The 24625-nt window shown below is 71.6% G+C and carries 20 protein-coding genes; 4 read left to right on the plus strand and 16 right to left on the minus strand.

Annotated features, from left to right (window positions below; genetic code table 11):
* Window positions 1-66: 66 nt before the first annotated feature.
* Complete coding sequence (locus K7C98_RS25400) at window positions 67-819, plus strand: hypothetical protein (protein WP_224194348.1); 753 nt, start codon at window positions 67-69, stop codon at window positions 817-819.
* A gap of 539 nt (window positions 820-1358) precedes the next feature.
* Here K7C98_RS25400 and K7C98_RS25405 read toward each other — a convergent pair.
* The 3 genes from K7C98_RS25405 to K7C98_RS25415 form a co-directional block, all read right to left on the minus strand.
* Window positions 1359-3785, minus strand: coding sequence for a penicillin-binding protein 1A (locus tag K7C98_RS25405; protein WP_224194349.1), 2427 nt, complete (start codon window positions 3783-3785; stop codon window positions 1359-1361).
* Between the two features lie 231 nt (window positions 3786-4016).
* Window positions 4017-5288, minus strand: a complete 1272-nt coding sequence (locus K7C98_RS25410) for a hypothetical protein (protein WP_224194350.1) — start codon at window positions 5286-5288, stop codon at window positions 4017-4019.
* Window positions 5289-5609: 321 nt separating this feature from the next.
* Window positions 5610-6371 (minus strand): hypothetical protein, encoded by a 762-nt coding sequence (locus K7C98_RS25415; protein WP_224194351.1) that lies wholly within the window; start codon window positions 6369-6371, stop codon window positions 5610-5612.
* Between the two features lie 117 nt (window positions 6372-6488).
* Between K7C98_RS25415 and K7C98_RS25420 the strand changes: the two genes are divergently transcribed.
* On the plus strand, window positions 6489-7724 hold the full coding sequence (locus K7C98_RS25420; protein WP_224194352.1) for an exo-beta-N-acetylmuramidase NamZ family protein: 1236 nt from the start codon (window positions 6489-6491) through the stop codon (window positions 7722-7724).
* A 57-nt stretch (window positions 7725-7781) separates the two neighbouring features.
* Entirely contained in the window at window positions 7782-9128 is a 1347-nt protein-coding gene (locus K7C98_RS25425; protein ID WP_224194353.1) for a DUF2520 domain-containing protein, read from the plus strand.
* Between the two features lie 105 nt (window positions 9129-9233).
* Here the strand turns inward: K7C98_RS25425 and K7C98_RS25430 are convergent, their stop codons facing one another.
* From K7C98_RS25430 to K7C98_RS25490, 13 genes are all read right to left on the minus strand, one after another.
* Complete coding sequence (locus K7C98_RS25430; protein ID WP_224194354.1) at window positions 9234-10451, minus strand: hypothetical protein; 1218 nt, start codon at window positions 10449-10451, stop codon at window positions 9234-9236.
* Window positions 10452-10483: 32 nt separating this feature from the next.
* Window positions 10484-11629, minus strand: a complete 1146-nt coding sequence (locus tag K7C98_RS25435) for an STAS domain-containing protein (protein ID WP_224194355.1) — start codon at window positions 11627-11629, stop codon at window positions 10484-10486.
* Window positions 11630-11783: 154 nt separating this feature from the next.
* Window positions 11784-11957 (minus strand): hypothetical protein, encoded by a 174-nt coding sequence (locus tag K7C98_RS25440; protein ID WP_224194356.1) that lies wholly within the window; start codon window positions 11955-11957, stop codon window positions 11784-11786.
* Between the two features lies 1 nt (window position 11958).
* Entirely contained in the window at window positions 11959-13068 is a 1110-nt protein-coding gene (locus K7C98_RS25445; protein WP_224194357.1) for an FAD:protein FMN transferase, read from the minus strand.
* 31 nt (window positions 13069-13099) lie between these two features.
* Window positions 13100-14329, minus strand: coding sequence for an NADH:ubiquinone reductase (Na(+)-transporting) subunit F (gene nqrF / locus K7C98_RS25450; protein ID WP_224194358.1), 1230 nt, complete (start codon window positions 14327-14329; stop codon window positions 13100-13102).
* A 21-nt stretch (window positions 14330-14350) separates the two neighbouring features.
* On the minus strand, window positions 14351-14968 hold the full coding sequence (gene nqrE, locus K7C98_RS25455; RefSeq protein ID WP_224194359.1) for an NADH:ubiquinone reductase (Na(+)-transporting) subunit E: 618 nt from the start codon (window positions 14966-14968) through the stop codon (window positions 14351-14353).
* Window positions 14969-14972: 4 nt separating this feature from the next.
* Window positions 14973-15596, minus strand: a complete 624-nt coding sequence (locus K7C98_RS25460) for an NADH:ubiquinone reductase (Na(+)-transporting) subunit D (protein WP_224194360.1) — start codon at window positions 15594-15596, stop codon at window positions 14973-14975.
* A gap of 3 nt (window positions 15597-15599) precedes the next feature.
* A complete protein-coding gene (locus K7C98_RS25465; RefSeq protein ID WP_224194361.1) occupies window positions 15600-16385 on the minus strand; it encodes a Na(+)-translocating NADH-quinone reductase subunit C in 786 nt (261 codons plus the stop codon).
* Entirely contained in the window at window positions 16372-17595 is a 1224-nt protein-coding gene (locus K7C98_RS25470) for an NADH:ubiquinone reductase (Na(+)-transporting) subunit B (protein WP_263429796.1), read from the minus strand. Before K7C98_RS25470 ends, K7C98_RS25465 begins: the two co-directional genes overlap by 14 nt.
* Before the next feature lie 17 nt (window positions 17596-17612).
* The gene (locus K7C98_RS25475) at window positions 17613-18995 is read right to left on the minus strand and encodes a Na(+)-translocating NADH-quinone reductase subunit A (protein ID WP_224194363.1); all 1383 of its coding nucleotides are present in this window, start codon (window positions 18993-18995) and stop codon (window positions 17613-17615) included.
* A gap of 202 nt (window positions 18996-19197) precedes the next feature.
* On the minus strand, window positions 19198-21249 hold the full coding sequence (gene mqnC / locus K7C98_RS25480; protein ID WP_224194364.1) for a cyclic dehypoxanthinyl futalosine synthase: 2052 nt from the start codon (window positions 21247-21249) through the stop codon (window positions 19198-19200).
* Window positions 21250-21443: 194 nt separating this feature from the next.
* Window positions 21444-22031 (minus strand): Uma2 family endonuclease, encoded by a 588-nt coding sequence (locus tag K7C98_RS25485; protein WP_224194365.1) that lies wholly within the window; start codon window positions 22029-22031, stop codon window positions 21444-21446.
* 93 nt (window positions 22032-22124) lie between these two features.
* A complete protein-coding gene (locus K7C98_RS25490; RefSeq protein ID WP_224194366.1) occupies window positions 22125-22946 on the minus strand; it encodes a hypothetical protein in 822 nt (273 codons plus the stop codon).
* A 214-nt stretch (window positions 22947-23160) separates the two neighbouring features.
* Here K7C98_RS25490 and K7C98_RS25495 point away from each other — a divergent pair.
* Window positions 23161-24625, plus strand: a 1465-nt coding sequence (locus K7C98_RS25495) for an NAD(P)H-hydrate dehydratase (RefSeq protein ID WP_224194367.1), incomplete at its 3' end; no start/stop codon positions are given.

A 24625-nucleotide genomic window follows, 5' to 3' on the forward strand; every position in this document is an offset into this window, starting at 1 on the left:
AAGCCGCGATCGCGACAAGCACCCGATGCTTGGCTCGCCGGCGCGCGTGGCCTACCCTGGCCGGGCATGAAGCTCCATCGACTCGCACTCACCGTCTCGCTCGTCTGCGCCCTGGGGTCCATCGCAAACACCGCGGAGGCGGCCAAGGTCGCGCCGGCGGGCAAGGTCCGTGTTCACCTCGACACCGAGGTGCTGTCGTGGACGCACGGCCGTCCGTACCTCGACCCGGGCCAGGCCCCGAACCCGGCGAACCCGCGCTGGAACGTCATCGGCTTCGGCGCCGGTCGCCCGGTCACCATCGACGGTAACCCGATCGGCGGCGCGTCCGTCATCGCGCTCGGCGTCGGCTACGGCATCCATCGCCACCTGATCCTCGGCGCGCGCTTCGGCATGAACCTCAGCCACTCGTTCGACCGCAACAACAACCCGGACGACGGCGAGAACGACGACTCGACCACCTCGTTCGTCGGCACCTTCACGCCGTACATCGAGTTCCTGCCGATCGCCGAGGGCCCGATCCTCCCGTTCATCCTGCTCCGCACCGGCTTCACCGGCGCCACCGTGACCGCCAACGACGGCCCCAACTGGTTCCGCACCGGCGCGATGGCCCCGCTCGTCGGCGTCGGCTTCGGCGCCCACGCCTTCGTCAACCAGTACTTCTCCGTCGACTTCGGCCTGACCTTCGACTACCGCTGGGTCCACGGCATCGGCCGCGCCGGCGGCCCCATCGTGCCGCCCAACACGCCGCCGCCGACCTGGGGCCGCACCGCCCAGTCGTTCACGCTGGCCGCGACGCTCGGACTCTCGACCTGGTTCTGAACCGCGCCCGGCCGCTCGACGACGAGCGCGCCGCGCGTTCTGCCGCCCGAACGCCGCACCCGCGCAAGGGCCACGCCCCCCGAGCGACGGAGCTCGCGGCCCGGCGTGTGGGTGGCAGGACCTCGGTGAGCTCGGCGAGGGCGGAGTATTTGGCCAAAGTGACAGTGCCGGTCTTCCGCTCCGTCGAACGCGAGAGAGGGCTGCCGCACGGGGACGAGCGGGGCCGGCGACGGTCTTCTCAGGCGGGCGCGGCGCGGCGAATTGGGACGCCGGTGGGACGGAGACGCGGTTCAGCGCGCGCAGGCGCACAGTCCGTCGCGCAGGAGACTGGCGTGCGCTCAGGATGCTCCTGTCCGAAGAGACAGCGCGGAGCACGTGAACCGGTAGGGGCCCGCCGAGCGAGGGGCCCAATTCGCCGCGCCGTGCCCGCCGTCGAGCCAATCTTCGAGCCCCGCGCCTGCTCCAAGCAACATGTCGTCAAGGACATGTCATCGAAGGCATGTCGACGACGACATGCCGCGAAGGACATGCCCTCGAGGTCAGTCCTTGAAGTAGAGCGTCGCCGAGGGCATCCCGGCCGTCGGCTCCTCGCCGGTGCGGGCGTCGACGTTGCGGCTGCTGATGCCGGGCGGCCGGTGCAGCGGCAGGTTCTCGTGCGGGATCCCGGCGACGACCCCCGCCATGAACTGCGTCCACATGGGCGTCGCCGTCGTGTAGCTCGCGTCCTCGTCGCCGAGCGAGCGCTCGTAGGTGTCGTCGCCCATCCAGGCCGCGGTCGTGTGGCGCGACGTGAAGCCGACGAACCACGTGTCGGTCGTGTACGCGTTCTTCGACGCCGTGCCCGACTTGCCGCCGGCCGGCACCCCGATCTGCGACGCGCGGCCGCCGATGCCTGCGGTCACCACCTCGCGCATCAGGCGGGTGATGAGGAAGGCCGTGCGGTCGTCGACGACCTGGCGCGGGCCGCTGACCGCCAGCGTCCCCATGCGGTCGAGGCGGCCTGCGACGTCGAGGCCGGCGTCGAGCGGGTGGCGCTGGTCGAGCAGCGTCTGGCCGCGCTTGTCGACCACGCGGCGGATGTAGACCGGATCGATCCACGAGCCGCCGCGGACGAAGATCGAGAAGGCGCGGGACAGCTCGTCGGTGCGCACGCACGAGGCCCCGAGCGACAGCGCCCGGTCGGCGATGAGCTCCGTCGTGAAGCCGAGGCGGCGGGCCCACGGCACCACCTTGTCGGCGCCGAGGCTGACGAACAGGCGGATCGACGGCAGGTTGAGCGACTTGATCAGCGCGGTGCGCAGCAGGACCTTGCCGTCGAGGGTCTGGCCGATGTTCTGCGGGTTCCAGGACTCACCCGGCTCGGGCACGTAGGGCTTGTCCTCGAGCACCGAGCCCATGTTCCAGTGGCCGCCGTCGAGCGCGAGGGCGTAGTAGATGGCCTTGAACACGCTGCCGGGCTGGCGGCAGGCCTGGGTGGTGCGGTTGAACTGCGAGCGGTCGTAGTCGAGGCCGCCCTCCATCGCCTCGACCTGGCCGGTGTCGTGGGCCATCGCGTAGATGGCGGCCTCGACGCGCGGGACCTGGCCGAGCTCGACGATCGGCAGGCCGGTGGCGGCGTCGGGCGGCTCGAGCGCAGCTGCCCCTGCGGACATGTCCCCGGAGTCATTGGCGGCGCTCTCGGCGGCGGCGGCCTCGTCGTCGATCTCGGCGATCACGCTGCGGCGCTTCTGCGCCGGCCGCACCCACAACACGTCGCCGGCCTCGATCGCCTCGTCGACGCGGGTGATCTTGACGTCGTTGACGCCGGTGTTGCGGTCGTAGCGCGAGGCCCAGGCCATCTTCTTCAGCGGCAGCAGGACCTCGGCCTTGCCGACGCGCAGCTTGGCCTGCTTGGCGTTGACCTCGGTGACGAGCGCGAGGCGCCAGCGGGTCGGCTCGGCGGTGAGGGCGTCGTCGCCGTACTCGGCCGAGGTCCGCTCGAGCAGCGTGGCCTGGGCTGTCTCGTCGGACAGGTGCGCGACCGGGCCGCGCCAGCCCTGGCGGCGGTCGATGCGGCGCAGCGCGGAGTCGATGGCCGCGTGGGCCTGGGCGCCCATCTCGAGCTGCGCCGCGGTCTCGATCTGCAGGCCGTCTTGCAGCACCGCGGCCTCGCCGAAGCGCAGGCCCGCCTCGCGCCGCACGTGCTCGGCGTAGTAGGGGGCGCGCAGGCGGAACACGTCGGGCGGCTGGGCGGCGAGGCGCAGCGGCTCGTCGTCGGCGGCGTCGCGCTCCTCGGGGGTGATCGCGCCGGCCTCGACCATGTCCTGCAGCACGACGGAGCGGCGCTTGAGCGCGCGCTCGGGGCTGGCGATCGGGCTGTAGCGCGAGGGAGCGCGCGCGAGGCCGGCGATCAGCGCGGCCTCGGCGAGGGTGAGCTCGTGCAGCTCCTTGCCGAAGTAGCGGCTGGCGGCCGCGGCGACGCCGTAGGCGCCGTGACCGAGGAAGATCTTGTTGAGGTAGATCTCGAGGATCCGCCACTTGCCGAGGCGGCCCTCGATCCGCAGCGACAGCAGCGCCTCGCGCAGCTTGCGGTCGAGGGTGCGCTCGTCGCTGAGGAAGCCCTTGGCGACCTGCTGCGTGATCGTGCTGCCGCCCTGGATGACGGTGCCGGAGCGCAGGTTGGCCAGCGTGGCGCGGGCGAGGCCGCGCCAGTCGAGGCCGGCGTGGGTGAAGAAGCGGCGATCCTCGACCGAGAGGAAGGCCTGGATCAGGCGGTCGGGGATCTCGTCGATCGGCGCGTAGGCCCGGTGCTCGCGCGCCAGCTCGGCGAGGACGCTGCCGTCGGCGGCGTAGATCCGGGTGACGCCGGGCGCGAGGGCGTCGTACCGCTCGACGTCGGCGATGTCGGGCAGGGCGGCGTCATAGGCGCGATAGACCCGCACGCCGACGTAGCCGAGGCCGACGGCGGCGCAGGCGGCCGCGAACACGTAGTAGCGCAGGAGCCAGCCGAACAGGCCGGCGCGCGCCGGATTGACGACCCACAGCCGTGAGACCGGCGCGAGCGGTGACGGACCCGCGGGCCCTCGGCGCCGCGACGATGGCGGCGGCGGCGGAGGGCTCGGGGGTCGCGTCCCTTCGGAGCCTGCGGATCGCGAAGGGACGGCGTCGGCGGCAGCGGAGCCGGCGGGTGGAGCGGGGGGCTGTGATCCCGACTGCACTCAGTCGGCGCCGGGATCGGCGGGCCCACCGCCGTCGAAGTTCGGGTCCTCGGAGTAGCTCTTGAGAGCCTTGAGCGCGCGACCCTCGGCCTTGCTCATCTCCTCGAGGCGCGCCTTGACCTTGGCGAACAGGGACGCTGCCACCAGCTTGGCGTTGTTCTCGGGGTTGAGGCCGACGACGTAGCCGTAGATCTGGCTGTCGGCGGAGAGCGGCAGGACCTCGCCTTCGTCGGTGCCGCGGGCAGCGACGGTGAACTCCTGGTTCACGGCCTCGCGGACCTTGTAACCGGTGGCGTCGCCCTCCTTGCCTTCGGGACAGGCCGCGTCGCCGCACACGGGCTCCCCGCGCTCGACCAGGACGAGGTCGCCCTTCTTGAACTTGATGGCGAACACGCGCGGGCCGCCGTTGTCGGTGAGCGCCTTGGCGTTGCCGGCGACGAAGTTCACCAGGTAGCCGAGGTCGAGGCGCAGGCCGTTGGCCTCCTCGTAGAGGTCGAAGGTGCGGCGGATGCCCTCGGGCCCGATGCCCGCGAGCTGCCAGCCGAACAGGTCGTCGACCTTGGGGCTCTTCTCGAAGTTGGTCTTGAGGAGGTTGGTCAGCTCCTCGGCGCCCTTGGCGGGATCGGTCGAGACCAGCTTCTGCAGCTCGTCGATCTTGAGCGAGATGCCCTTGCGCATGTCCGAGACCTTGGTGGCCTCGGTGAGCATGTCGTTGCCCTTCTTCATGGCGACGGCCTTGACCTCGCCCTTGGACGTGATCTGATGGCCGATCCAGCCGAGCGCGACGCCGAAGGCCAGCGCGCCGCCGGCGGCGAGGATCACGATGCCGCGGTTGCCCTTGGGCGCGACCTCGCCGCCGTCGAGGATGCCGGCGTTCGGATCGAAGGAGCCGGCGCTGCTGCCGAACGGGGTGCCGTCGTCGATGGCCTTGCGCGGGGCGGGCACGGCCGCGGCCGCCGCGGCGACCGGAGCCGGCTGCGGCGGCAGGGCGACCTCGCCGGGCGCGGGGATGTCGATCGGCGCGGGCGCGGCGACTTCACCGGGAGGCGGGATGTCGATCGGGGCGGTCTCGCCGGGCGCAGGAAGATCGGCCGCGGCCGGCGGCGACTTCTTGAAGGGCGGACGGGCCGGAGGAGCCGCCTTCGGCGCCGCCGGTGCGGCTGCCGCCGGCGCGGCCGGCTCGGCGGGAGGCGGTGCGGCCGCGTCCGTCTTCTTGGCGAGGCGCGCCTTGAGGGCGCTGAGGTCGGTTCCTGGTTTCTTGGGTGCGTTCAAGGCCGGATCCCCTTGGTAGTCACGCTACAGGCCCGATGGGCCGGGAAGAACAGATGCAGGCCGGTGGGCCGTGGGCCCGGAGGGCCGTGGAGCGAACGGGCCTGGAGGGGCCCTGGGAGCGCGAATCGCTGGCGTGTCGAAGTGATACGCCAGAGATGTTGCCCGCGAGGATAGAGACAAGGCAAAGCAGCGTCAATGCTCCTCTGGGGGCAGAGGACCGCGTTCTACCGAACTTTTCCGGCGCACGCGAGCCCGTTCACGACAATCGCGGACAAAAACGTGGGCACACGTGAGCGGATCTCGCCGCGTCGCGCACGACGTTCATTCGACCTCGGCGCGGGCCGGGCCGCCCTCGGGCCACTGCAAGCTGCGTCCGAGCTCGGCGAGCGCCCGAGGCGAGAGGGCCACCGCGAGGACCTGCGGCTGTGGATCGGTCATCGGCACCAGCTCGCCCTCGATGCGGACGACGCCGGTGCGAGCAGGCGCCAGCAAGGTGACGGCGAAGGCGCCATGACCCGCGCGCGTGGTCCCGCGGCGCGCGCTCGGCTGCGAGGCCCAGCTCGAGAGATCGGCGACGACCCGCGGCGCGAGCAGACACCCGCCGATGGTGGCGAGCGGCGAGCCGGGGCGATGCGTGGCGCGCGGGCGCAGCGGGGCGCCGAGCAGCGGGGCGATCCGCGCGAGCAAGGAGCGGCCCTGGTCGCGCAGATCCGGGTTGAGCCCGGGGCTCAAGAGGTCGAGGAGGTGCACGAGGAGGCCGGTCGGGGCGACGGTCAGCGTGTGCACGAGGGCCCAGCCGTGCGCGGTCGAGAGGCCGAGGAGGGCCCGCCGCACGGTGTGCACGGAGGAGATCAGGCGCGCGCTGCCGTGGTGGTCGGTGTCCGGAGCCCGGCCGCCGACGCGACGACGGCTGCGGCGATCGAGGCCGTGGGTGTCGCCCTGGTCGCGCTGCAACAGGCGCAGCGGCGAGAACTCCTCGACCGGCTCGTCGCCGCCGACGCGCGTGCCGCGGGGCAGCAGTGCCGTGTCCCAGAAGTTCGGGCTGGCAGTGGGCGAGGGGATGGGCGCCAGGGGATCGCGCATACAGGTAGGATGCCAAGCCCCGGCAGGCTGCCCAAGAAAGCCGCAAATACGGGCGGCACCGGGCGCGCGTCCGCCCGAGAATTGGCGAGCGGGGCGGCGGACCGCTATAGCGGTGGCGTGCTCGCTCATGATGTGTCTGAAGGGGCAGGTGCTCGCGCGCCCGCGGTCCTGACGGGGCTCGATCGCCTGCTGCGCGGCGAGGGGCCGGCGCTGCGCGACCAGCCGATCGCGCTGCTGTGCCACCCGGCGTCGGTGACGGGGCAGCTCGAGCACGCGACGTCGGTGATGGCGCGGCTCGGGGCGCGCGTGGTCAGCCTGCTGGGGCCCGAGCACGGGCTCGACGCGGCGGCGCAGGACATGGAAGCGGTGGCCGGCGAGGCGCCGCGCGCGACGATCCCGGCCTACAGCCTCTACGGCGAGACGTTCGCCAGCCTGAGCCCGACGCCGGAGATGTTCCACGGGGCGGCCTGGCTGGTCGTCGATCTGCAGGACATCGGCAGCCGCTACTACACATATGTGTGGACGGCGGTGCTGGCCGCCGAGGTGGCGCTGCTGGCGGGGCTGCGGGTGCTGATCCTCGACCGCCCGAACCCGATCGGCGGGCTGGCGGAGCAGGTCGAGGGCGGGGCGATCGCGCCGAACGAGGAGAGCTTCGTCGGGCTGCACGACGTGGCGGTGCGCCACGGGATGACGCTCGGCGAGCTGGCGCGCATGGCGATCCTCGAGCGCGGGCGCGTGGGCGAGCGCGGGCTCGAGGTGCTGCAGTGCGCCGGGTGGGGCCGCTCGATGCTGTTCTTCGAGACAGGTCTGCCGTGGGTGCTGCCGTCGCCCAACATGCCGACGATGGGCGCGGCGCTGGTGTACCCGGGGCAGTGCCTGCTCGAGGGGACGAACCTCAGCGAGGGGCGCGGGACGACCCGGCCGTTCGAGATCTTCGGCGCGCCCTGGCTCGAAGGACAGGCGCTCGCGCAGGCGCTGCTGGCCGACGACGACGCGCTCCCGGGGCTGCAGGTGCGGCCGCTCGGGTTCAAGCCGATGTTCCAGAAGTTCGCGGGGCGCCGCTGCGGCGGGGTCCAGCTGCACGTGGTCGCGCCGGCGGCGGTCCGCAGCCTGCGCACGACCTGGGCGGTGCTGCGCGCGACCTGGCGTTTGGGACAGGGGGCGATGCGCTGGCGGACGGAGCCGTACGAGTTCGTGGCCGACCGCCCGGCGATCGATCTGCTGGCGGGCGGGTCGTGGTTGCGCGCGGCCATCGAGGCCCAGGCGCCGCTGGCGGACATCGCGGCCAGCCAGGAGCCGGCGCGCGCGGCTTTCGTGGCGCGGCGGCGCGAGTTCCTGCTGTACCCGGAGTGAGGCGCGGCGCGCGGTCGACTTGCCGCGCCGCAGGAAGGCTGGGACGATCCGTCGCGCATGGAGCGTCCCGTCCTCGCCGTCCTCGGCGGCAGCTTCGATCCGCCGCACCTCGGACACGCGCTGATCCCGACCTACTTGCTGGCGCGCGGGCTGGCCGACCGGGTGCTGGTGGCGCCGTGCTGGTCGCACCCGTTCGCCAAGCAGATGATGCCGTTCGCCGATCGTCTGGCGCTGACGCGGCTGGCGATGGCGAGCCAGGCCGAGACGGTCGAGGTCAGCGACGTCGAGGCGCGGCTGGCGGCCCGGCGCGGCGGCGAGGGGCCGAGCTACAGCTACGACCTGCTGCGCGCGGTGGCTGAGGAGCACCCGGGGTTCGCGGTGCGGCTGGTGGTCGGCTCGGACATCGTGGTCCGCGGCGAGCTGGCGCGCTGGCATCGCGCGGCCGAGATCGCGGCGGAGTTCTCGCCGATCGTGGTGCCGCGGGTCGGCTTCGCCGACGCGGAGGACTGCGCGCTGCCCGAGATCAGCAGCACGGCGGTGCGCGCGTGGCTGGCCGCGGGCGACGACCCGGAGGCGCAGGAGGCGTTGACGATGGCGGTCCCGGCCGCCGTGTTGAAGCGGATCCGCGGCGGGCACGCGGGCCACGTGTGGCTGTTCGGGCGCGGCAACGTGTCGACCCACGCCGAGCCGTGGCTGCGCGAGCGCGGGTGGACGGCGGCGGTCGGGTCGGCGCGCGGGCTGGTCGATGGGACAGGTGAGCTGCCCGTAGGGACACCCGACGGGATCTGGCTGCTGGGACAGGACGGGTGGCTCCGGGCGGCGGCGGAGGCGCTGGTGCGCCGCGGAGCGCCGCGCGTGCCGGTGCTGCACGCGGCCGGGTCGGTGGTGGCGCGCGAGGGCCTGGCGGCGGCGGCGGCGGCGGGCCACCCGGTCGGGACGCTGCACCCGATCTGCAGCCTGCGGCGCGAGCGGGCCAGCAGCCGCCTCGGCTCGTGCGTGTTCGGCCTCGAGGGCGATCGGGAGGCGCGCGCGGTGGCGTTGCGCTGGATCGGGCCGCAGGCGCACCTCGACCTGCAGGGGCTCGACGCGGAGCAGCGCACGCGCTACCACGCGGCCTGCGCGCTGGCCGGCAACCACGTGGCGGTGCTGGCCGAACGAGCGGCCGAGACGATGCGCTCGCTCGGGCTGCCGGGGCCGACGACGACGCGGGCGCTCGGCGAGCTGCTGCGCTCGGCGCTCGACAACCTGCTGGCGCTCGGGATGCCGCACGGGGTGTCGGGCCCGGCCGCGCGCGGCGATCTGGCGGCGCTGAAGCGCCACGAGGCCGCGCTCGCGGGCGAGGCCTCGGCGCTGTACCGGGTGCTCAGCGCGCAGTTGGTCGAGCTGCTGGCGGCGCGGCGGTGAGCGAGCGGGCGGCGCCGTGTGCTGTTCTCGAGGACATGATTTTTGGAACATGTACGAGAGGGAATGGCTGTTCGGACATGTCCTCGGGGACACTGATGGACGCGATCAGGGGACGCTGACGGAGCGCAGGGCGAAGCCGGTCATGTCGCTGTAGGTGTAGGCGCCGACCAGGCCGCCGACGGTCTCGAAGCTGCCGTCGGCCGGGTCGAGGCGGTAGGCCTGCGAGCCCTGCGACACGCCCCAGACGTAGCCGTAGAAGTCGACGCTGATGCCGTGGATGTGCTGCGGCAGGGCGTAGGTGCGCTCGATCTCGAGGGTGGTGGTGTCGATGGCGACGATCCCCCCGGGGGTGGCCTTGTAGAGGGTGCCGCGGCCGTCCTCCATGCAGCCGCCGTACTCGCCGGCGAGCACCCGCTGCCAGGTCTCGGTCGCGGGATCGAAGCGCGAGGCGTTGCCGGCGCAGGTCCACACGTAGCCCCGCGAGTCGACGGTGATGCCGTAGGCGCCGACCTCGAGGTCCCAGCTCCTGTGCTCGAGGGTCTCGTAGTCGACGAAGTGCAGCTTGGCCTGGCCGACCTGGGAGCCCCAGAAGTTGCCGCGGGCGTCGACGGCCCCGCCGTAGATGCCGTAATTGTCGACGTAGGCGTCTTCGATCGTGACGACGGCCTCGACCGCGCCGGTCTCACCGTCGAGGCGGATGATGTCGATCGTGCCGGGGGTGTTCATGCCGGCGGTCCACAGCTTCTGCTCGCGGAAGGTGCAGGCCGCGGGATCGAAGACGCCGGCGGTCCAGGCGACCGGGCGCTGGCTGACGTAGGTCATGGGCGTGTACCAGGCGATGCACTCCTCGACGCCCCACGGCAAAAACTCGCTGCCCTCGGCGGTCTGGATCCCGGGCGTGCCGTTGCTGTCGGCGCAGCGCTCGGGCAAGGCGTGGATCTTGGTGATGCCGCCGTTGCGGTTGGCGACGGCGACGTCGCCGGACAGGTTGACGGAGGTGCGCGAGGGGTTGCCGGCGCCATCGGGACGCACGACGTAGCGGCCGCGCTCCGCGAGATCGAGGGTGTCGATCTTCGACACGGTCCCCTCGGTGCTGTTGGCGATCCAGATGAAGGAGAGGCCGAGGTCGCCGTTGTGCAGGCCGCAGTCGGCGGCGCCGAGGTCGAGCATGCCGAAGTCGAGGCGCGGACCGTCGCCGGTCGGCAGGAAGCTGAGGCCGACGTCGCTGGTGGCGGTGGTGCCCGCGCCGGACTGCGTGCCGCCGGCCTGATCGTCGCCGCCGCAGCCGCCGGCCAACACGCACGCCGCGAGGGCCCGTCGCATGTCCGTCAGGATAGCGGGGCCCGAGCGCGGCATCAGGCCCGCGCGAGGCGGAGGCCGTCGGCCAGCGAGCGGGCGAAGGGGGTCTCGCGACCGTCGAAGCCGGCGTCGACGAGGGCGGTGGCGAGGGCGGGACCTATGCCGGTGAGGATCGTGCGCGCGCCGAGCAGCCGGATCGCTCGCACGAGGCGCACGAGCTGCCCGGCGCCGCCGGCGTCGCGCGCGGACGAGCCGGTGAGATCGAGCAAGACGGTGTGGACGCGGCGCTCGCCGATCGCCGGCAACACCCTGGCCTCGAGGTCGGCGCCGCGCTCGCCGTCGAACACGCCGATCAGCGGGACGGCGAGGACGTGGGCGTCGACCTCGAGCAGCGGGGCGGAGAGGGCGAGGATCTCGCGGCGCTGGCGATCGACGAGGGTGAGGGTGCGGTCGAGCTCCTCGGCCAGGCGCTGGTGCCGGGCGGCCTCGACCTCGGCGCCGTGCCGCGCGGTCTCGTCGGTGTGCTGGATCAGCGCCATCATCTGGCCGGTCACGGCGTCGCGGATCGGCCGGACCTCGACGAGGTGGATCCGCTCGCCTGCCTCGGTGGCGACCTTCACCTCGCCGCGGGCGCTCTCGCCGGCGGCGGCGGCCGTGAGCATCGCCTCGGCCTCGCGGCGATCGACGAACCACGCCGGCCAGTCGTCGGCGAGCCGGCCGAAGGCGGCGATCGCCGCGGGGTTCTTCATGACGAGCCGGCCGTCGAACTCGGCCTGCGCGACGACCACGGCGGTGAGCGAGAGGGCCTGGATCCCGCGCAGTTGGCCGGCATCGAGGCCCTCGTCGCGCGGGTAGACGTGGTGCAGGACGCCGATCCGACCGTCGCCGAGCGGCACGGGGGCGAAGTGGACCTTGACGAAGACGGGCACGCCGCGGGGGTACAGGGCCCACTCGTCCCACAACGTGCCGCCCTCGCGGACCGTGGCCACGGCCGCCATCAGACGCGTGCGCACGGCGTCGATGCCGACGTTGAAGTCGCGTTGAAACAGCTCCTCGCGGCTGGTCGCCCGCCACATCGCCAGCGCGGGCTGGTTGGCCCAGCGGATCCGCAGCGCGTCGGGGTCGAGCACCCAGACCGGGACAGGCGCGAGCTCGAGGCCCTTGAGCCGCTCTTCGAGGTCCGCCGCGTCGAACTCCACCATGCCCGCCGAGGATCGTCGCTCATCCGCGGCGCGCACGCCAGATCTGCGGGGCGGCTGTCCGCGGCGACACGTCGACCGGGCAGGATATTGGGGACATGTCGTCAGGGACATGCCCTGAGCGACAGGTCGTTACAGGCAGCTACAGACGGCCCGCTCAGGCCGCCGACTTGGTGCTGCAGCTGCGGCGCTGGGTCTCGTTGCACTCGCAGCTGCCGTTGGCGAGGCCGCCGCACGAGCCCTTGAGGTACTTGCCGGCGAAGATGGCGCCGACGGCCATGCCGAGCATGACGGCGCCGAGGACGGCGATGGTGAGCAGGATCGTGGGCATGTCAGGGATTGAGGTTGGCGGACGGCGACCCCGCGCGCAAGGCCGCGAAGGCCGCCGTGGCGCGCGCGGCGAAGCCGTCGCCGTCGCGCACGAGGAAGAGGGCCGGCAGACCCTCGCGCTCGGCCAGCGCGAAGCCGTCGTCGGGGCCGAGGACGTTGAGCCCGGTGGCCCAGGCGTCGGCGAGCGCGGCGGTGTCGTGGATGACGGTGACCGAGGCGAGCGTGTGATCGATCGGACGTCCGGTCCGCGGATCGATGGTGTGGGAGATCCGGCGGCCGTTCTCCTCGCGGTAATTGCGATAGTCGCCGGAGGTGGCGAGCGCGGCGTCGCGCAGGGGCACGACCTCCTGCACGACGCGCTCGTCGGTGGGGCCGTCGGGGCGCTCGATGCCGAGGCGCCAGGGGCCCTCGGGGCCGTCGCCGCGGGCCCGGAACTCGCCGCCGACGTCGACGAGGTGGCGCGGGAAGCCGAGCTCGACCAGACGATCGGAGATGACGTCGGCCGCGTAGCCCGGGGCGATCGCGGACAGCGTGATGGTGAGCTCCGGCTGGTCCTTGCGCAGCGTCGAGGCGGTGGGATCGACGTGCAGCTGCTGCCAGCCGACGCGGGCGCGCACGGCCGCGAGCTGCTCGTCGGTGGGCGCCGAGACCGGGCCCGGGCGGCCGAAGCCCCACGCGTCGACGAGCGGGGAGACGGTGATGTCGAAGGCGCCGGCGGTGCGCTCGCTGACCTGCTGCGCGAGCGCGACGACGGCGAGCAGCCCGGCCGGAGCGGAGAAGGGGGAGGTGTCGGCGCGGCGGTTGAACTCGCTGATCGCCGAGTCGTCGCGCCAGGTCGACATCTGGCGATCGATCTCGGCCAGCTCGGCGTCGATCATCGGCTGGATCGCCGCGGGGTCGCGGCCCTCGTGGACGACGGTGACGCGCCAGGTGGTGCCCATCGTCGGGCCGGCGAACACCTGGACGGGGCCGGCCTGCTGGACCTGCGGCGCGGAGGGCACCTGTCCCGAAGGCCACAGGCGCCACGCGCTGAGGGCGACGAACAGCAAAAGACAGAGCGGGAGCAGGACGTTGGCCCGGCTCCCGTACTTCTGTTTCAGTGGATCGGTCACGAGGGGCTGCCCTGCGTGAGGAGGTGGCGGCTCAGCCGCCGAAGTCGTCCATCAGGATGTTCTCGGGCTCGACGCCGAGGTCGGTGAGCATCTTGATGACGGCGGCGTTCATCATCGGCGGGCCGCAGATGTAGTACTCGCAGTCTTCGGGGGCCGGGTGCATCTTGAGGTAGTTCTCGAGCAGCACCTGGTGGATGAAGCCCTTGTAGCCGGTCCAGTTGTCCTCGGGCTTGGGCTCGGACAGCGCGAGGTGCCACTTGAAGTTGGGGAAGTCGCGCTGGATGCCGTCGAAGTCTTCGACGTAGAAGGCCTCGCGGAGGCTGCGGGCGCCGTACCAGAACGAGACCTTGCGGTCGGTCTTGAGGCGCTTGAACTGGTCGAAGATGTGCGAGCGCATCGGCGCCATGCCGGCGCCGCCGCCGATGAAGACCATCTCGTTCTTGGTCTCCTTGGCGAAGAACTCGCCGTAGGGGCCGGAGATGACGACGGGGTCGCCCGGCTTCCGGCTGAAGATGAACGAGCTCATGATGCCCGGAGGGGCGTCGGGGAGCTTGGGCGGCGGGGTAGCGATCCGGACGTTCAGCATGATGATGCCGTACTCCTCCGGATAGTTGGCCATCGAGTAGGCGCGCTCGACGTGCTCGGTGCAGTTCGAGACGTAGCGCCACAAGTTGTACTTGTCCCACTCGTCGCGGTACTTCTCCTCGATGATCATGTCCTTGTAGTTCGCGACGTGCGGCGGGCACTCGATCTGGATGTAGCCGCCGGCGCGGAACGGGACGACCTCACCGGGCGGGAGCTCGAGCACGAACTCCTTGATGAAGGTGGCGACGCCGTTGTTCGAGCGGACCTTGCAGGTCCACTTCTTGATCTCGAAGATCTCGTGCGGCAGCTCGATCTCCATGTCGCCCTTGACCTTGACCTGACACGACAGCCGGCAGCCCTCGCGAGCCTCGCCCTTGCTGATGTGACCGGCCTCGGTGGGGACCATCGAGCCGCCGCCCTTGTGCACCTTCACCTTGCACACGCCGCAGCTGCCTTTGCCGCCGCACGCGGAGGGGATGAAGATCTTCTGGTTGGCGAGGGTGTTGAGCAGCGTGCTGCCGGCGGGGACCCGCATCGCCAGGGTGGGGTCGCCGTTGATGCCGATCGTGACGGCCTCGGTGTTGACCAGCTTCGCCTTGGCGGCGAGCAGGATGAACACCAGGGCCAGGATCACGAACGTGAACATGGCCACGCCGAGGATGATGATGGTGGTCATAAGGTGGTGCTCCTCCGCGGGTCAGAGCTGGATGCCCGAGAAGGCGAGGAAGCCGATCGCCATCAGGCCGGTGAGGATGAACGCGATGCCGAGGCCGCGCAGGCCCTCGGGGACGTTGCTGTAGCGCATCTTCTCGCGCAGGGCGGCGAGCGCGACGATCGCCAGCGCCCAGCCGATGCCCGAGCCGACGCCGAACACCGCCGCCTCGCCGAGGCTGTACTCGCGCTGCTCCATGAACAGCGAGGCGCCGAGGATGGCGCAGTTGACGGCGATCAGCGGCAGGAACACGCCGAGCGCGTTGTAGAGGGCCGGGGCGTAGCGGTCGACCGTCATCTCGACGACCTGGACGACGGCGGCGATGGTGCCGATCTGGACCAGGTAGCTGAGGAAGGTGAGGTCGACGGTGGCGAACTCCGGGCTGATCCACACCAGCGCGCCCTCCTTGAGGAGCGACACGATGATGAGCTGGTTCAGCGGCACGCACACCGCGAGGACGAAGATGACGGCGGCGCCGAGGCCGATCGCGGTCTCGACCTTCTTCGACACGGCGAGGAAGGAGCACATGCCCAGGAAGAACGCCAGGGCCATGTTCTCGACGAAGATCGACTTCGTCAGGAGGCTCAGGTAGTGCTCGAGCATGGGGTCACTCCTTCTCCTGCTGCGAGGGCTTGTAGACGCGGATGACCCAGATCATGCCGCCGATGAGGAAGAACGCCGACGGTGACATGACCATCAGGCCGTTGGTGGTGTACCAGCCGCCGTCGTTGACGGTCTTGAAGAGCTCGACGCCGAACAGCTTGCCCGAGCCGAACAGCTCGCGGAAGAAGGCGACGACCAGCAGGACCATGCTGTAGCCGAGGCCGTTGCCGATGCCGTCGAGGAAGCTGATGCCCGGCTTGTTGGCCATCGCGTAGGCCTCGGCGCGGCCCATGACGATGCAGTTGGTGATGATGAGGCCGACGTAGACGCTCATCTGCTTGCTGACGTCGTAGACGAAGGCCTTCAGCACCTGGTCGGTCATGATGACCAGCGAGGCGATGATCGTCAGCTGGACGATGATGCGGATGCTCGACGGGATGTAGTTGCGGATCGAGCTGATCGCCAGGTTGCTGAACGCGGTGACGGTGGTCAGCGCGATCGACATGACCAGCGCCGTCTCGAGCTTGGTCGTGACCGCCAGCGCGGAGCAGATGCCGAGCACCTGCAGGGCGATCGGGTTGTTGTTGAACAGCGGGTCGAACAGGACGCCCTTGGTCTGCTTGTCCATGACTTACTTGCCCCCCGCCGCCTTGAGGTGTTGGATGTAGGGACCGAAGCCTTCGGGGCCGAACCAGAACTTGACGAGGTTCGAGACGCCGTTGCTGGTGATGGTGGCGCCGGACAGGCCGTCGACGCGGTGCGGGTCGCTCGCCGCCGGGCCGGCCTGACCCTTGATGACGCCGATCTGCGGCTGCCCCTGCGGGTCGTAGATCTTGCGGCCGGGCCACAAGGCCTTCCACTTGGGGTTGTCGACCTCGCCGCCGAGGCCGGGGGTCTCGCCGTGCTGGTAGAAGGTGATGCCCTTGACGGTGTTGACGTCGTCGGCGTCGAGCGCGAGGAACCCGTACAGCGTCGACCACAGGCCGTAACCCTCGATCGGGAGGATCAGGGTGTCGACCTTGCCGTCCTTGACGACCTTGTAGACCAGCGCGTTGTTGGGCAGGCGCAGGACCTTGGCGGCGTTCGGCGGGGCCACGCGGCTCTGGGCCGGGTCCTTCTGGGCCTTGCGCTGGTCGAAGCTCGCCGGATCGATGCCCTGGGCGGCGACGCCGGCCTTGAGGTCGACGATCTCGGGCTTGATGTTGTCGGCGAAGCGCTTCTTGATCTCCTCGGGCTTGAGCACCTCGCCTTCCTGCATCAGGCCGGCGACCGCGAGGACCTGCTTCTGCTGGTCGAGCTTCTTGTTCTCGGCCTGACGGTCGGCCAGCGCGACCGCGGCGCTGGCGATGCCGACCCCGCAGACGACGCAGACCAATGCGGCGAAGCCGATGGTGTAGCCGGTACTATGCTGCGCCATGACGAGCGAGCCTCCTCTTGATGTTGGCCTGGACGAAGAAGTGGTCGATGAGCGGGGCGAACATGTTCATGAACAGGATCGCCAGCATCATGCCCTCGGGGTAGGCGGGGTTGACGACCCGCACCAGGACGACGAGGGCGCCGATGCCGAAGCCGTAGATCAGCTTGCCGGTGTCGGTGAAGGCCGACGAGACCGGATCGGTGGCCATGAACACGGTGCCGAAGGCCCAGCCGCCGAGCACGACGTGCCACTCGAACGGCAAGTTGAACAGCTGGTTGGTCTGGCTGCCGATGGCGTTGAGCATGCTCGACAGCGCGAGCGTGCCGAGCACGACGCCGAGCATGGTCCGCCACGAGCCGACCCTGGTGATGATGAGGACGGCGGCGCCGAGCAGGCAGCACAGCGTCGAGGTCTCACCCATCGAGCCCGGGATGGTGCCGACGAAGCAGTCCCACCAGGTCGCGGTCCAGTCGCCGGCGCTGTTCATCACTACGCCGGGGTCGGCGGCGGCGCGGCCGAGCGCGGTGGCGCCCGAGACGCCCTGCGGCAGGGCCGCGAGGTTGGCCGCCACCCACGGCTGGTCGCCCGAGATCTGGGCCGGGTAGGCGAAGAACAGGAAGGCGCGGGCGGTCAGCGCCGGGTTCAGCACGTTCATGCCGGTGCCGCCGAAGACCTCCTTGCCGAGCACGACGCCGAAGGCGATGCCGAGCGCGACCTGCCACAGCGGGATGGTCGGCGGCAAGGTCAGCGGGAACAGCAGGCCGGTGACGAGGAAGCCCTCGTTGATCTCGTGCTTGCGCACCACCGAGAACAGCGCCTCGCAGTTGCCGCCGATCGCCATCGTGACGATGTAGACCGGCAGGAAGTAGATGGCGCCGTGGAGGAAGCAGGCGAGGATGTTGGCCGGGTCGAAGCCGAGGCCGAACATCTGGAAGAGCGCGGTCTGCCAGTTGTCGAGCGGCGCGGCGCCCTTGGCGATCATCAGGTGCGCCTGCAGGCCGGTGTTGTACATCGCGAACAACACGCACGGCAGCAGCGCGATGACGACGGTGGTCATCATGCGCTTGAGGTCGAGCGCGTCGCGCACGTGGGAGTCGCGCTTGGCGACGTCCGGCGGCGTGTACAGGAAGGTGTCGGCCGCCTCGTAGAGGGGGTAGAGCTTCTCGTGCTTGCCTCCCTTTTCGAAGGAGTGCGCGAGCTTGTCGAGCATCTTTCGCAACATCTGCGTCAGCCCTCTTTCTCGATCTCGTTGAGGTTTTGCCGCAACACCGCGCCGAAGTCGGACTTGCCGGGGTCGACGAAGGTGCACAGCGCGAGGTCCTCTTCGTCGAGCTCGAGCGCGCCGAGCTGGACGGCGCGGTCGGTGTCACCGACGAGGAGCGAGCGCAGCAGGAAGGTCGGGAGGATGTCGAGCGGCATGACGCGCTCGTACATGCCGATCGGGACCATGGCGCGCGGAGAGCCGTTGGTCGTGGTGGTGAAGTCGAACTTCTTGCCGAACAGCTTGGCGAGGAAGCCGAAGTACACCGGGATGGTGCTGTACTTGCGGGCGCCGGGGGCGAGCCAGCCGAGCAGCTCGCGCTGGCGGCCCTCGGCGAGCACGGTGACCTGGTTGGCGAAGCGGCCGAGGTAGCCGTCGGCCTCGCCCTGGGCCTTGCGGCCGCCGAACACCGAGCCGCTGACGACGCGGTTCTCGCCCGGGTGGAGCTCGGCCGCAGTCAGCTCGTCGAGGCTGGCGCCGACGCGGGTGGTGAGGAGGCGCGGACGCTGGGCGACGGGGCCGCCGAGCGCGACCACCCGCGAGACGTCGAGCTCGCCGGTGGCCAGGAGGCGACCGATGGCGACGACGTCCTGGTAGCCGATGTGCCAGACCACGCGCTCGCGGTCGACCGGCTCGAGCAGGTGGATGTGCGTGCCGACCAGGCCGGCCGGGTGCGGGCCCTCGAAGGTCTCGACGCGCACGCCGGCGGCCGGACCGGCGTCGAGGCCGAGACCGGCGCCCTTGCACAGGTAGGTCCTGGGCGCGAGCTTGCTCAGCGCGGCGAGGCCGCGGTGGAAGTCGGCCTCCTTGCCCTTGAGCACGACGCCGACGTCGGCCGTGAGCGGGCTGGTGTCGACCGCGGTGACGAACAGCGCGCGCGGGCTCGACTCGGGGCTGGGGACGCGGGAAAACGGCCGCTGCCGCAGGGCGGTCCACAGGCCCGACTCGACCAGCAGCGCCTTGACCTCGTCGGCGCCGAGCTGCTCGACCGGCTTGCCGGTGTGGCTGGCGAACGTGACCCTGTCCTCGGGGCCAGGTGCACCGGCGACCTCGCGCTCGTTGAGGGCGATGACCAGCGAGACGAAGGCCCGCTTCTCGCCGCGATGGATGGCGACCACCGAGCCGGCGCCGGGGGCGGTGTAGCGGACGCCGGGGGTCTTGCGATCCTCGAAGAGGAACTGCCCGCGCTTGACGGCGTCGCCGACCTTGACCTCCATCTTCGGCTTCATGCCCACGTAGTCGGCGCCGAGCAGAGCGACGTGACGTACGGGCACGCCGGCCTCGATCACCTGCTGCGGTGCCCCGGTGATCGGGAGGTCGAGTCCCTTTTTGATCCGATGTACTGTCATGGTGCGGGGTTCTTGCTCAGGCCGACTCGGAACCGGAGGCTCTCGCGGACGGGTCCGGTGCGGGGAGTTCAGAGCCCGGAGGCTCGTGGAGGAAAGGCATCCGTTTCGGTCCAGAGGGGCCGCCCGGATGGCCTTGGGGGGCGTTTACTATGTTCGCGGGATTTTTCGGAGTGCAGCCGGCCGCCCGCGGACGTGCGAGGGGTCACAAGACCCCGGGCGCGCCGGTCGCCGGGGCGGGCGCGGCGAGCATGCCGCCGGGCGGTGAAAGCCCCGGGAGGCGCTCGTAACGCATGTTCCGCCGGGCCGGTACGAAGCCGGCGAGGCGGATGTGGGTCTCGATTTCGCCGGCGCTCATCATGAAGCGGGCACCGGCCTGGGAGACGACGTTCTCCTCGATCATGACCGAGCCGAAGTCGTTGGCGCCGAAGCGGAGGGCGACCTCGCCGATCTCGGGCCCGAGGGTCGGCCAGCTGACCTGCAGGTTGGGGACGTTGTCGAGGTAGAGCCGCGCCAGCGCTTGTACCCGCAAGTACCGCAGCGGGCTGGTGTCGTCGCGCAGCTTGAGCCGGGTGCCGTCGGCCTGGAACGGCCAGGTGATGAAGGCGGTGAACCCCCCGGTCTCGTCCTGCAGGCCGCGGACGCGGTCCATGTGGTGGACGAGCTGCTCGGCGGTCTCCTGGAAGCCGAACACCATGGTGGCGGTGGTCTTCATGCCGAGGCCGTGGGCCTCGCGCATGACCGCAAGCCACTCGTCCGCGGTGTTCTTGAAGGGCGAGATCCGGGCGCGGATCTCGTCGTCGAGGATCTCGGCGCCGCCGCCCGGCAAGGAGTCCATGCCGGCCGCGCGCAGCCGGACGAGGACGTCCCGGATCGGCAAGTCCTCGAGCTGGGCGATGTGGATGATCTCGGTCGGCGACAGCGCGTGCAGGGCCAGGCGGAAGTTGGCCTTGGTCCAGCGGAAGAAGTCCTCGTACCACTCGAGCCCGAGCTCGGGGTTGAGGCCGCCCTGCAGGAGGATCTGGACGCCGCCCAATTCCTCCGTCTCGCGGAACTTGCGCGCGAGCTCCTCGCGGCTCAGGACGTAGCCGCCCTTGGCGCCGGGAGGGGTGTAGAAATTGCAGAACTTACAGCGGGTTACGCACACGTTTGTATAATTTACATTACGGTCGATGATGTAGGTGACGACGCCCTCGGGATGCAGCGCAGCGCGGCGCGCGTCGGCGGCGGCGCCGAGCGCCATGAGGTCGGCGTGCTCGTAGAGGAAGATGCCCTCGGCGAGGTCGAGGCGGCCGCCGGCCGCGGCGCGGGCGAGCAGTTCGTCGGCCACGAGCGGCGGCCGCGGGCGGCGGGCGGCGACGAGGGCCTCGGAGGCGGCGCCGCCGGCGAAGCGGATGTGGACGGGATCGTCGGGGTCGTGGCCGGGGATCGTGAGGAGGCCGGCGGTGGTCGCCTGGGTGAGAAACTCGACGAGACCCTCGCGCTCCTTGGTGGAGAGGCTGTAGCGGATCGCGCGCCGGAGGTAGTTGGCGTAGGCGTTGTCGCCGAGGAGGTCGCGCGCGGGCAGCCCGGCTTGCAGCTGGGTCTCGCGGAAGGCGTGGGCGAGCTCCTCGGCATGCTTGAGGCCGTAGGCGCGGGCCTCCTGCAGGGCGGCGACGTGGGCGGGCGTGAGGAGGCCGGGCCGCGCGGCCCAGACGGCGAACACGAAGGGGAGCCCGGTCTGCGCCAGCCACATGGCGCCGAGGTCGAACACGTGCGGGAAGCGATCGTGGAGCGCCATGGCGGCGTCGCCGATCACGAGGGCGGCGTGGCGGCCCCGCACCAGGCCCGCGCCCTCGCGGTGGGGAGCGTGCACGCACTCGGGGGTGAACCCGCGGGCGCGCAGGAGCAGCTGGACGAGGACGACGGAGGTGCGGGAGGCGGCGTCGAGGTAGATCCGCTCGATCTGCTCGAGAGGGACGGCCGAGACGAGCAGGACCGAATGCACGGGGCCGCGACAGCCGATGCCGACCTCGGGCACGACCTCCCACTCGGGATGCGCGGCGCAGGCAGCGACGGGGACGAGGGCGACGTCACATTCGCCGGTCTCCAGGCGGCGAGCGCACTCGCTGGGCAGCACGAGACTCATGTCGAACATCGGCGTGCCGTCGGGGTGGCGCGGGATCCGGTCGGCGGCGAGGTGCTGCCCCACGAGCGGCTGCACGAGCGGCCAGGCGTTGAGGAACGAGACCGCACAGGCGCGCAAGGGATCGGGCATGGCGCGCGGATTGTACGAAAAAGCCGGGCGGCCGGCGAGGCGCGGCGGTCGCAGGCTGTCGCCGGGGGCGAGGGCGCGGCGCGAGTCTCGCGGTCTGGCTTTAAGGGCAGGTCAGAGCGAGAGCTCGAGGTTGGCAGGGCCGAGAGACGAACTGCGGCGGTTCCGGGGATGACATGGCTGCCTCTTGAGACAGGTCAGCCGGTGGCCTCTTCCGGCGGGAAGGCGACGCGGCGATAGAGGTCGGCGAGGGGGAGGTCGAGGCCGACGCTGTCGAGGTGAAGGACGTCGGCGGGGTCGCGCAGGATCTCACTGAGCCAGCGGGTGCCCTCGAAGCGGCGGTACAGCTCGACGTGCATCTGTTCGCTGTCGACGAGAACGATCTCCTGCACGCTGGGCATCTGCCGGTAGTCGGGCAGCTTGCGGTTGCGATCGATGGCCTGGGTGCTGGGCGACAGGACCTCGACGAGGAGGACCGGGGCGTGGATCGTGCGCTGGCGGGGTTCGGAGGGCTCGCAGGTGACGAGGACGTCGGCCTCGTAGTAGGTGTGTGCGCGGACCGACGAACGCACGCCGGCATCGACGAGGGCGTCGCAATTGCGCGAGAGGACGGCCCGGATCGCCACCGCGAGATTGACGATGATGATCGAGTGACCGCGCATGGGCGGGGCCATGGCGACGACGTGACCGTCGATGAGCTCGTGGCGCTGGCCGTCCGGCCAGGAGATGGCGAGGAACTCGTCGACGGTCAGCGGGTCGGGGAGCTTGCGCCGAGGTTCGCCCATGACAGGGCCATCGTAGCAGAGGTCGTGCGCGACAGGTAGCGAGCTCGCCGGGCGGGTCGCTGCGGCGTGACGTATGTGGCTTTCAGGGCATGTTCAAAAGGACATGCGATGCGGGGCCCGGGCGGCGGGCCGCTGCTTGCGGCGGAGGACGTCGAAGTAGACCGAGAGGCCGACGTCCCAGTAGGGGTTGTAGACGTTGCCCTCGCTGTTGTGCAGGCCGAACAGGCCGCCGCTGGCGAAGATGTCGACGTGGCGGGCGATCCGGAATTGCATGCCGCCGTGGAGGGTGCCGAACAGCGTCGAGGGCAGGCCCTCGGCGGCAGTGGCCTGGAAGCGGCCGCGGGCGTAGAGGGCGAAGAAGCTGAAGTGGTAGCCGGCGCCGCCGCCGACGTAGCCGCCGAGCGCGGCGCGGTCGGTCCACCGGCGGGCGTCGGCGCACGGATCTTGCGGACAGTAGAACTGGCCGCCGGCGCCGCCGCCGACGCCGAGCTCGCCGTCGAGGGCGCCGTGCAGCTTGCGGTCGCGTTTCGGGGCGTAGGTGAAGCGGCCGCCGAGGTAGCCGAGCGCCCACTGGCGATACGAGAAGTCGGCGCCGATCTCGATGCTGGCCCAGTCGCGCAGGCCGTAGCCGATGAAGGGGCCGCCGCTGCCAGGATTGCCGGGGTGCGCGACGGCGCCGCCGATCTCGAGCTGGCCCTGGCGGATCCGTCCGGGGGCGCCGTACCCGGGGCTGCGCACCGGCGGGCCGTACGACATGCAGGCCGGCAACAGGGCGGCGAGGAGGAAGAGGAGGAGGGAATGCGGCCGGCGCGAGGCTCGACAGTCGATCGTCGCCGGTCGCGGGATCACGGACGCCAGGGCCGGCCGCTCGAGTCGAGCGGTCCCGTGGAGCGGGCTCGTGAGCCGGCGTGACACCAAGACCTGGGTCGTCGCGGGCCCCGGGTGCGCGGGCGCCTGGACAGACGGGCGGCTCGTGACGGGACGGGGGACACGAACGCGGGCCATCGCGGGCCATGATGGCAGCGGCGATCGAGGGGCGCAACACATGACCTTCGGGACATGTGATTCGGGACCGTGGCCCGGCGCACGGGCGCTCGCGCGCCCCCGCCGGCGCGAGTACACTGCCGCCATGATGCGAGCCCCGGCGACGCTGTGGACGAGGAGCCAGGCGGCGGCGGCCGACCGCCACACGATCACGGGGCTAGGTACGCCGTCGCCGGTATTGATGGAGCGGGCGGCCCTGTGCTGCGCCCGCGAGGCGCTGGCGCTGCGCGGCGAGCGGCCGGTGTGGGCGCTGTGCGGGCCGGGCAACAACGGCGGCGACGGGGTGGCGGTGGCGCGGATCCTCCACGGCTGGGGGGTGCCGGCCCGGGCGTTCCTCCTGACGGCGCGGCTGGGGCCCGAGCTGGCGCAGCAGGTGGCGCTGGCGGAGAAGCTCGGGGTGCCGATCGCTCATGGTCTGCCGGAGGGGTCGGAGGAGGCGCTGATCGTCGATGCGATGCTGGGGACGGGCGCGGCGCCGCCGCTCCGCGAGCCGTTCGCGTCGGCGGTGGCCTGGGCCAACGGGCGCCCGGGGCCGAAGCTGGCGATCGACATCCCGACCGGGATCGACGCCGACACCGGGGCGACGCCGGGGCCGGCGTTCGCGGCCGACGTCACGGTGACGTTCGTGCGCAGCAAGCCGGGGCTCCACGTCACGCCGGGGCGGGCGGCGGCGGGGCAGGTGGTCGTGGCGGACATCGGGATTGTCTCGGAGGACATGTCCGATGCGACATGTCTGATCGATCCGGCGGCGGTGGCCGAGGCGCTCGCGGAGCTGCGGCCGGGGTCGCACAAGGGCGAGCGCGGCCACGTGGGGATCGTCGGCGGCTCGGCGGGGACGCCGGGGGCGGCGGTGCTGGCCGGGGCGGCGGCGCTGCGGGCCGGCGCGGGGCTGGTGACGATCGCCAGCGACGATCCGCAGGTGCAGGCGCAGCTGCTGGCGCACCGGCCGGAGCTGATGGTCCAGGCCCGCGGCGAACGACCGGTGCCGGCGGCAGGGGTGCTGGTGGTCGGGCCGGGGCTGGTGCGCGCCGAGGACCGCGTCGGGCTCCCCGCGCTGTGGCGCGACGATCCGCGGCCTGCCGTGTGGGACGCGTCGGCGCTGGCCGAGATCGAGGAGCCCACGGCGCAGCCGCGGGTGATCACGCCGCACCCGGCGGAGGCGGCCCGGCTGCTGTCCTCGCGGACAGGTGAGGCGTGGACGACGGCGCGGGTGCAGGGCGATCGCGTGGCGGCGGCGCGGGCGTTGACCGCGATCACCGGGGCGGTGGTGGTGCTCAAGGGCGAGGGCTCGCTGGTGGCCTCGGAGGCGACGGTGGCGGTGTGCGTGAGCGGCGGGCCGGCCCTGGCGACGGCGGGCAGCGGAGATTGTCTGGCGGGGGTGATCGCGGCGCTGCTGGGCCGCAAGCTGAGCCCGTGGGCGGGGGCCTGCGCCGGGGTGCATGTCCACGGGGCGGCGGGCGAACGGCTGAGCGTCGGCGCGGTGGCGCTGGACATCGCCGACGCGGTCGCGGCGGTGCTGGCGGCGCCGGAGCGCACGCACCCGCGGTTCC

The organism is Nannocystis pusilla, from assembly GCF_020073745.1.
GTDB classification, from domain to species: Bacteria; Myxococcota_A; Polyangia; order Nannocystales; family Nannocystaceae; genus Nannocystis; species Nannocystis radixulma.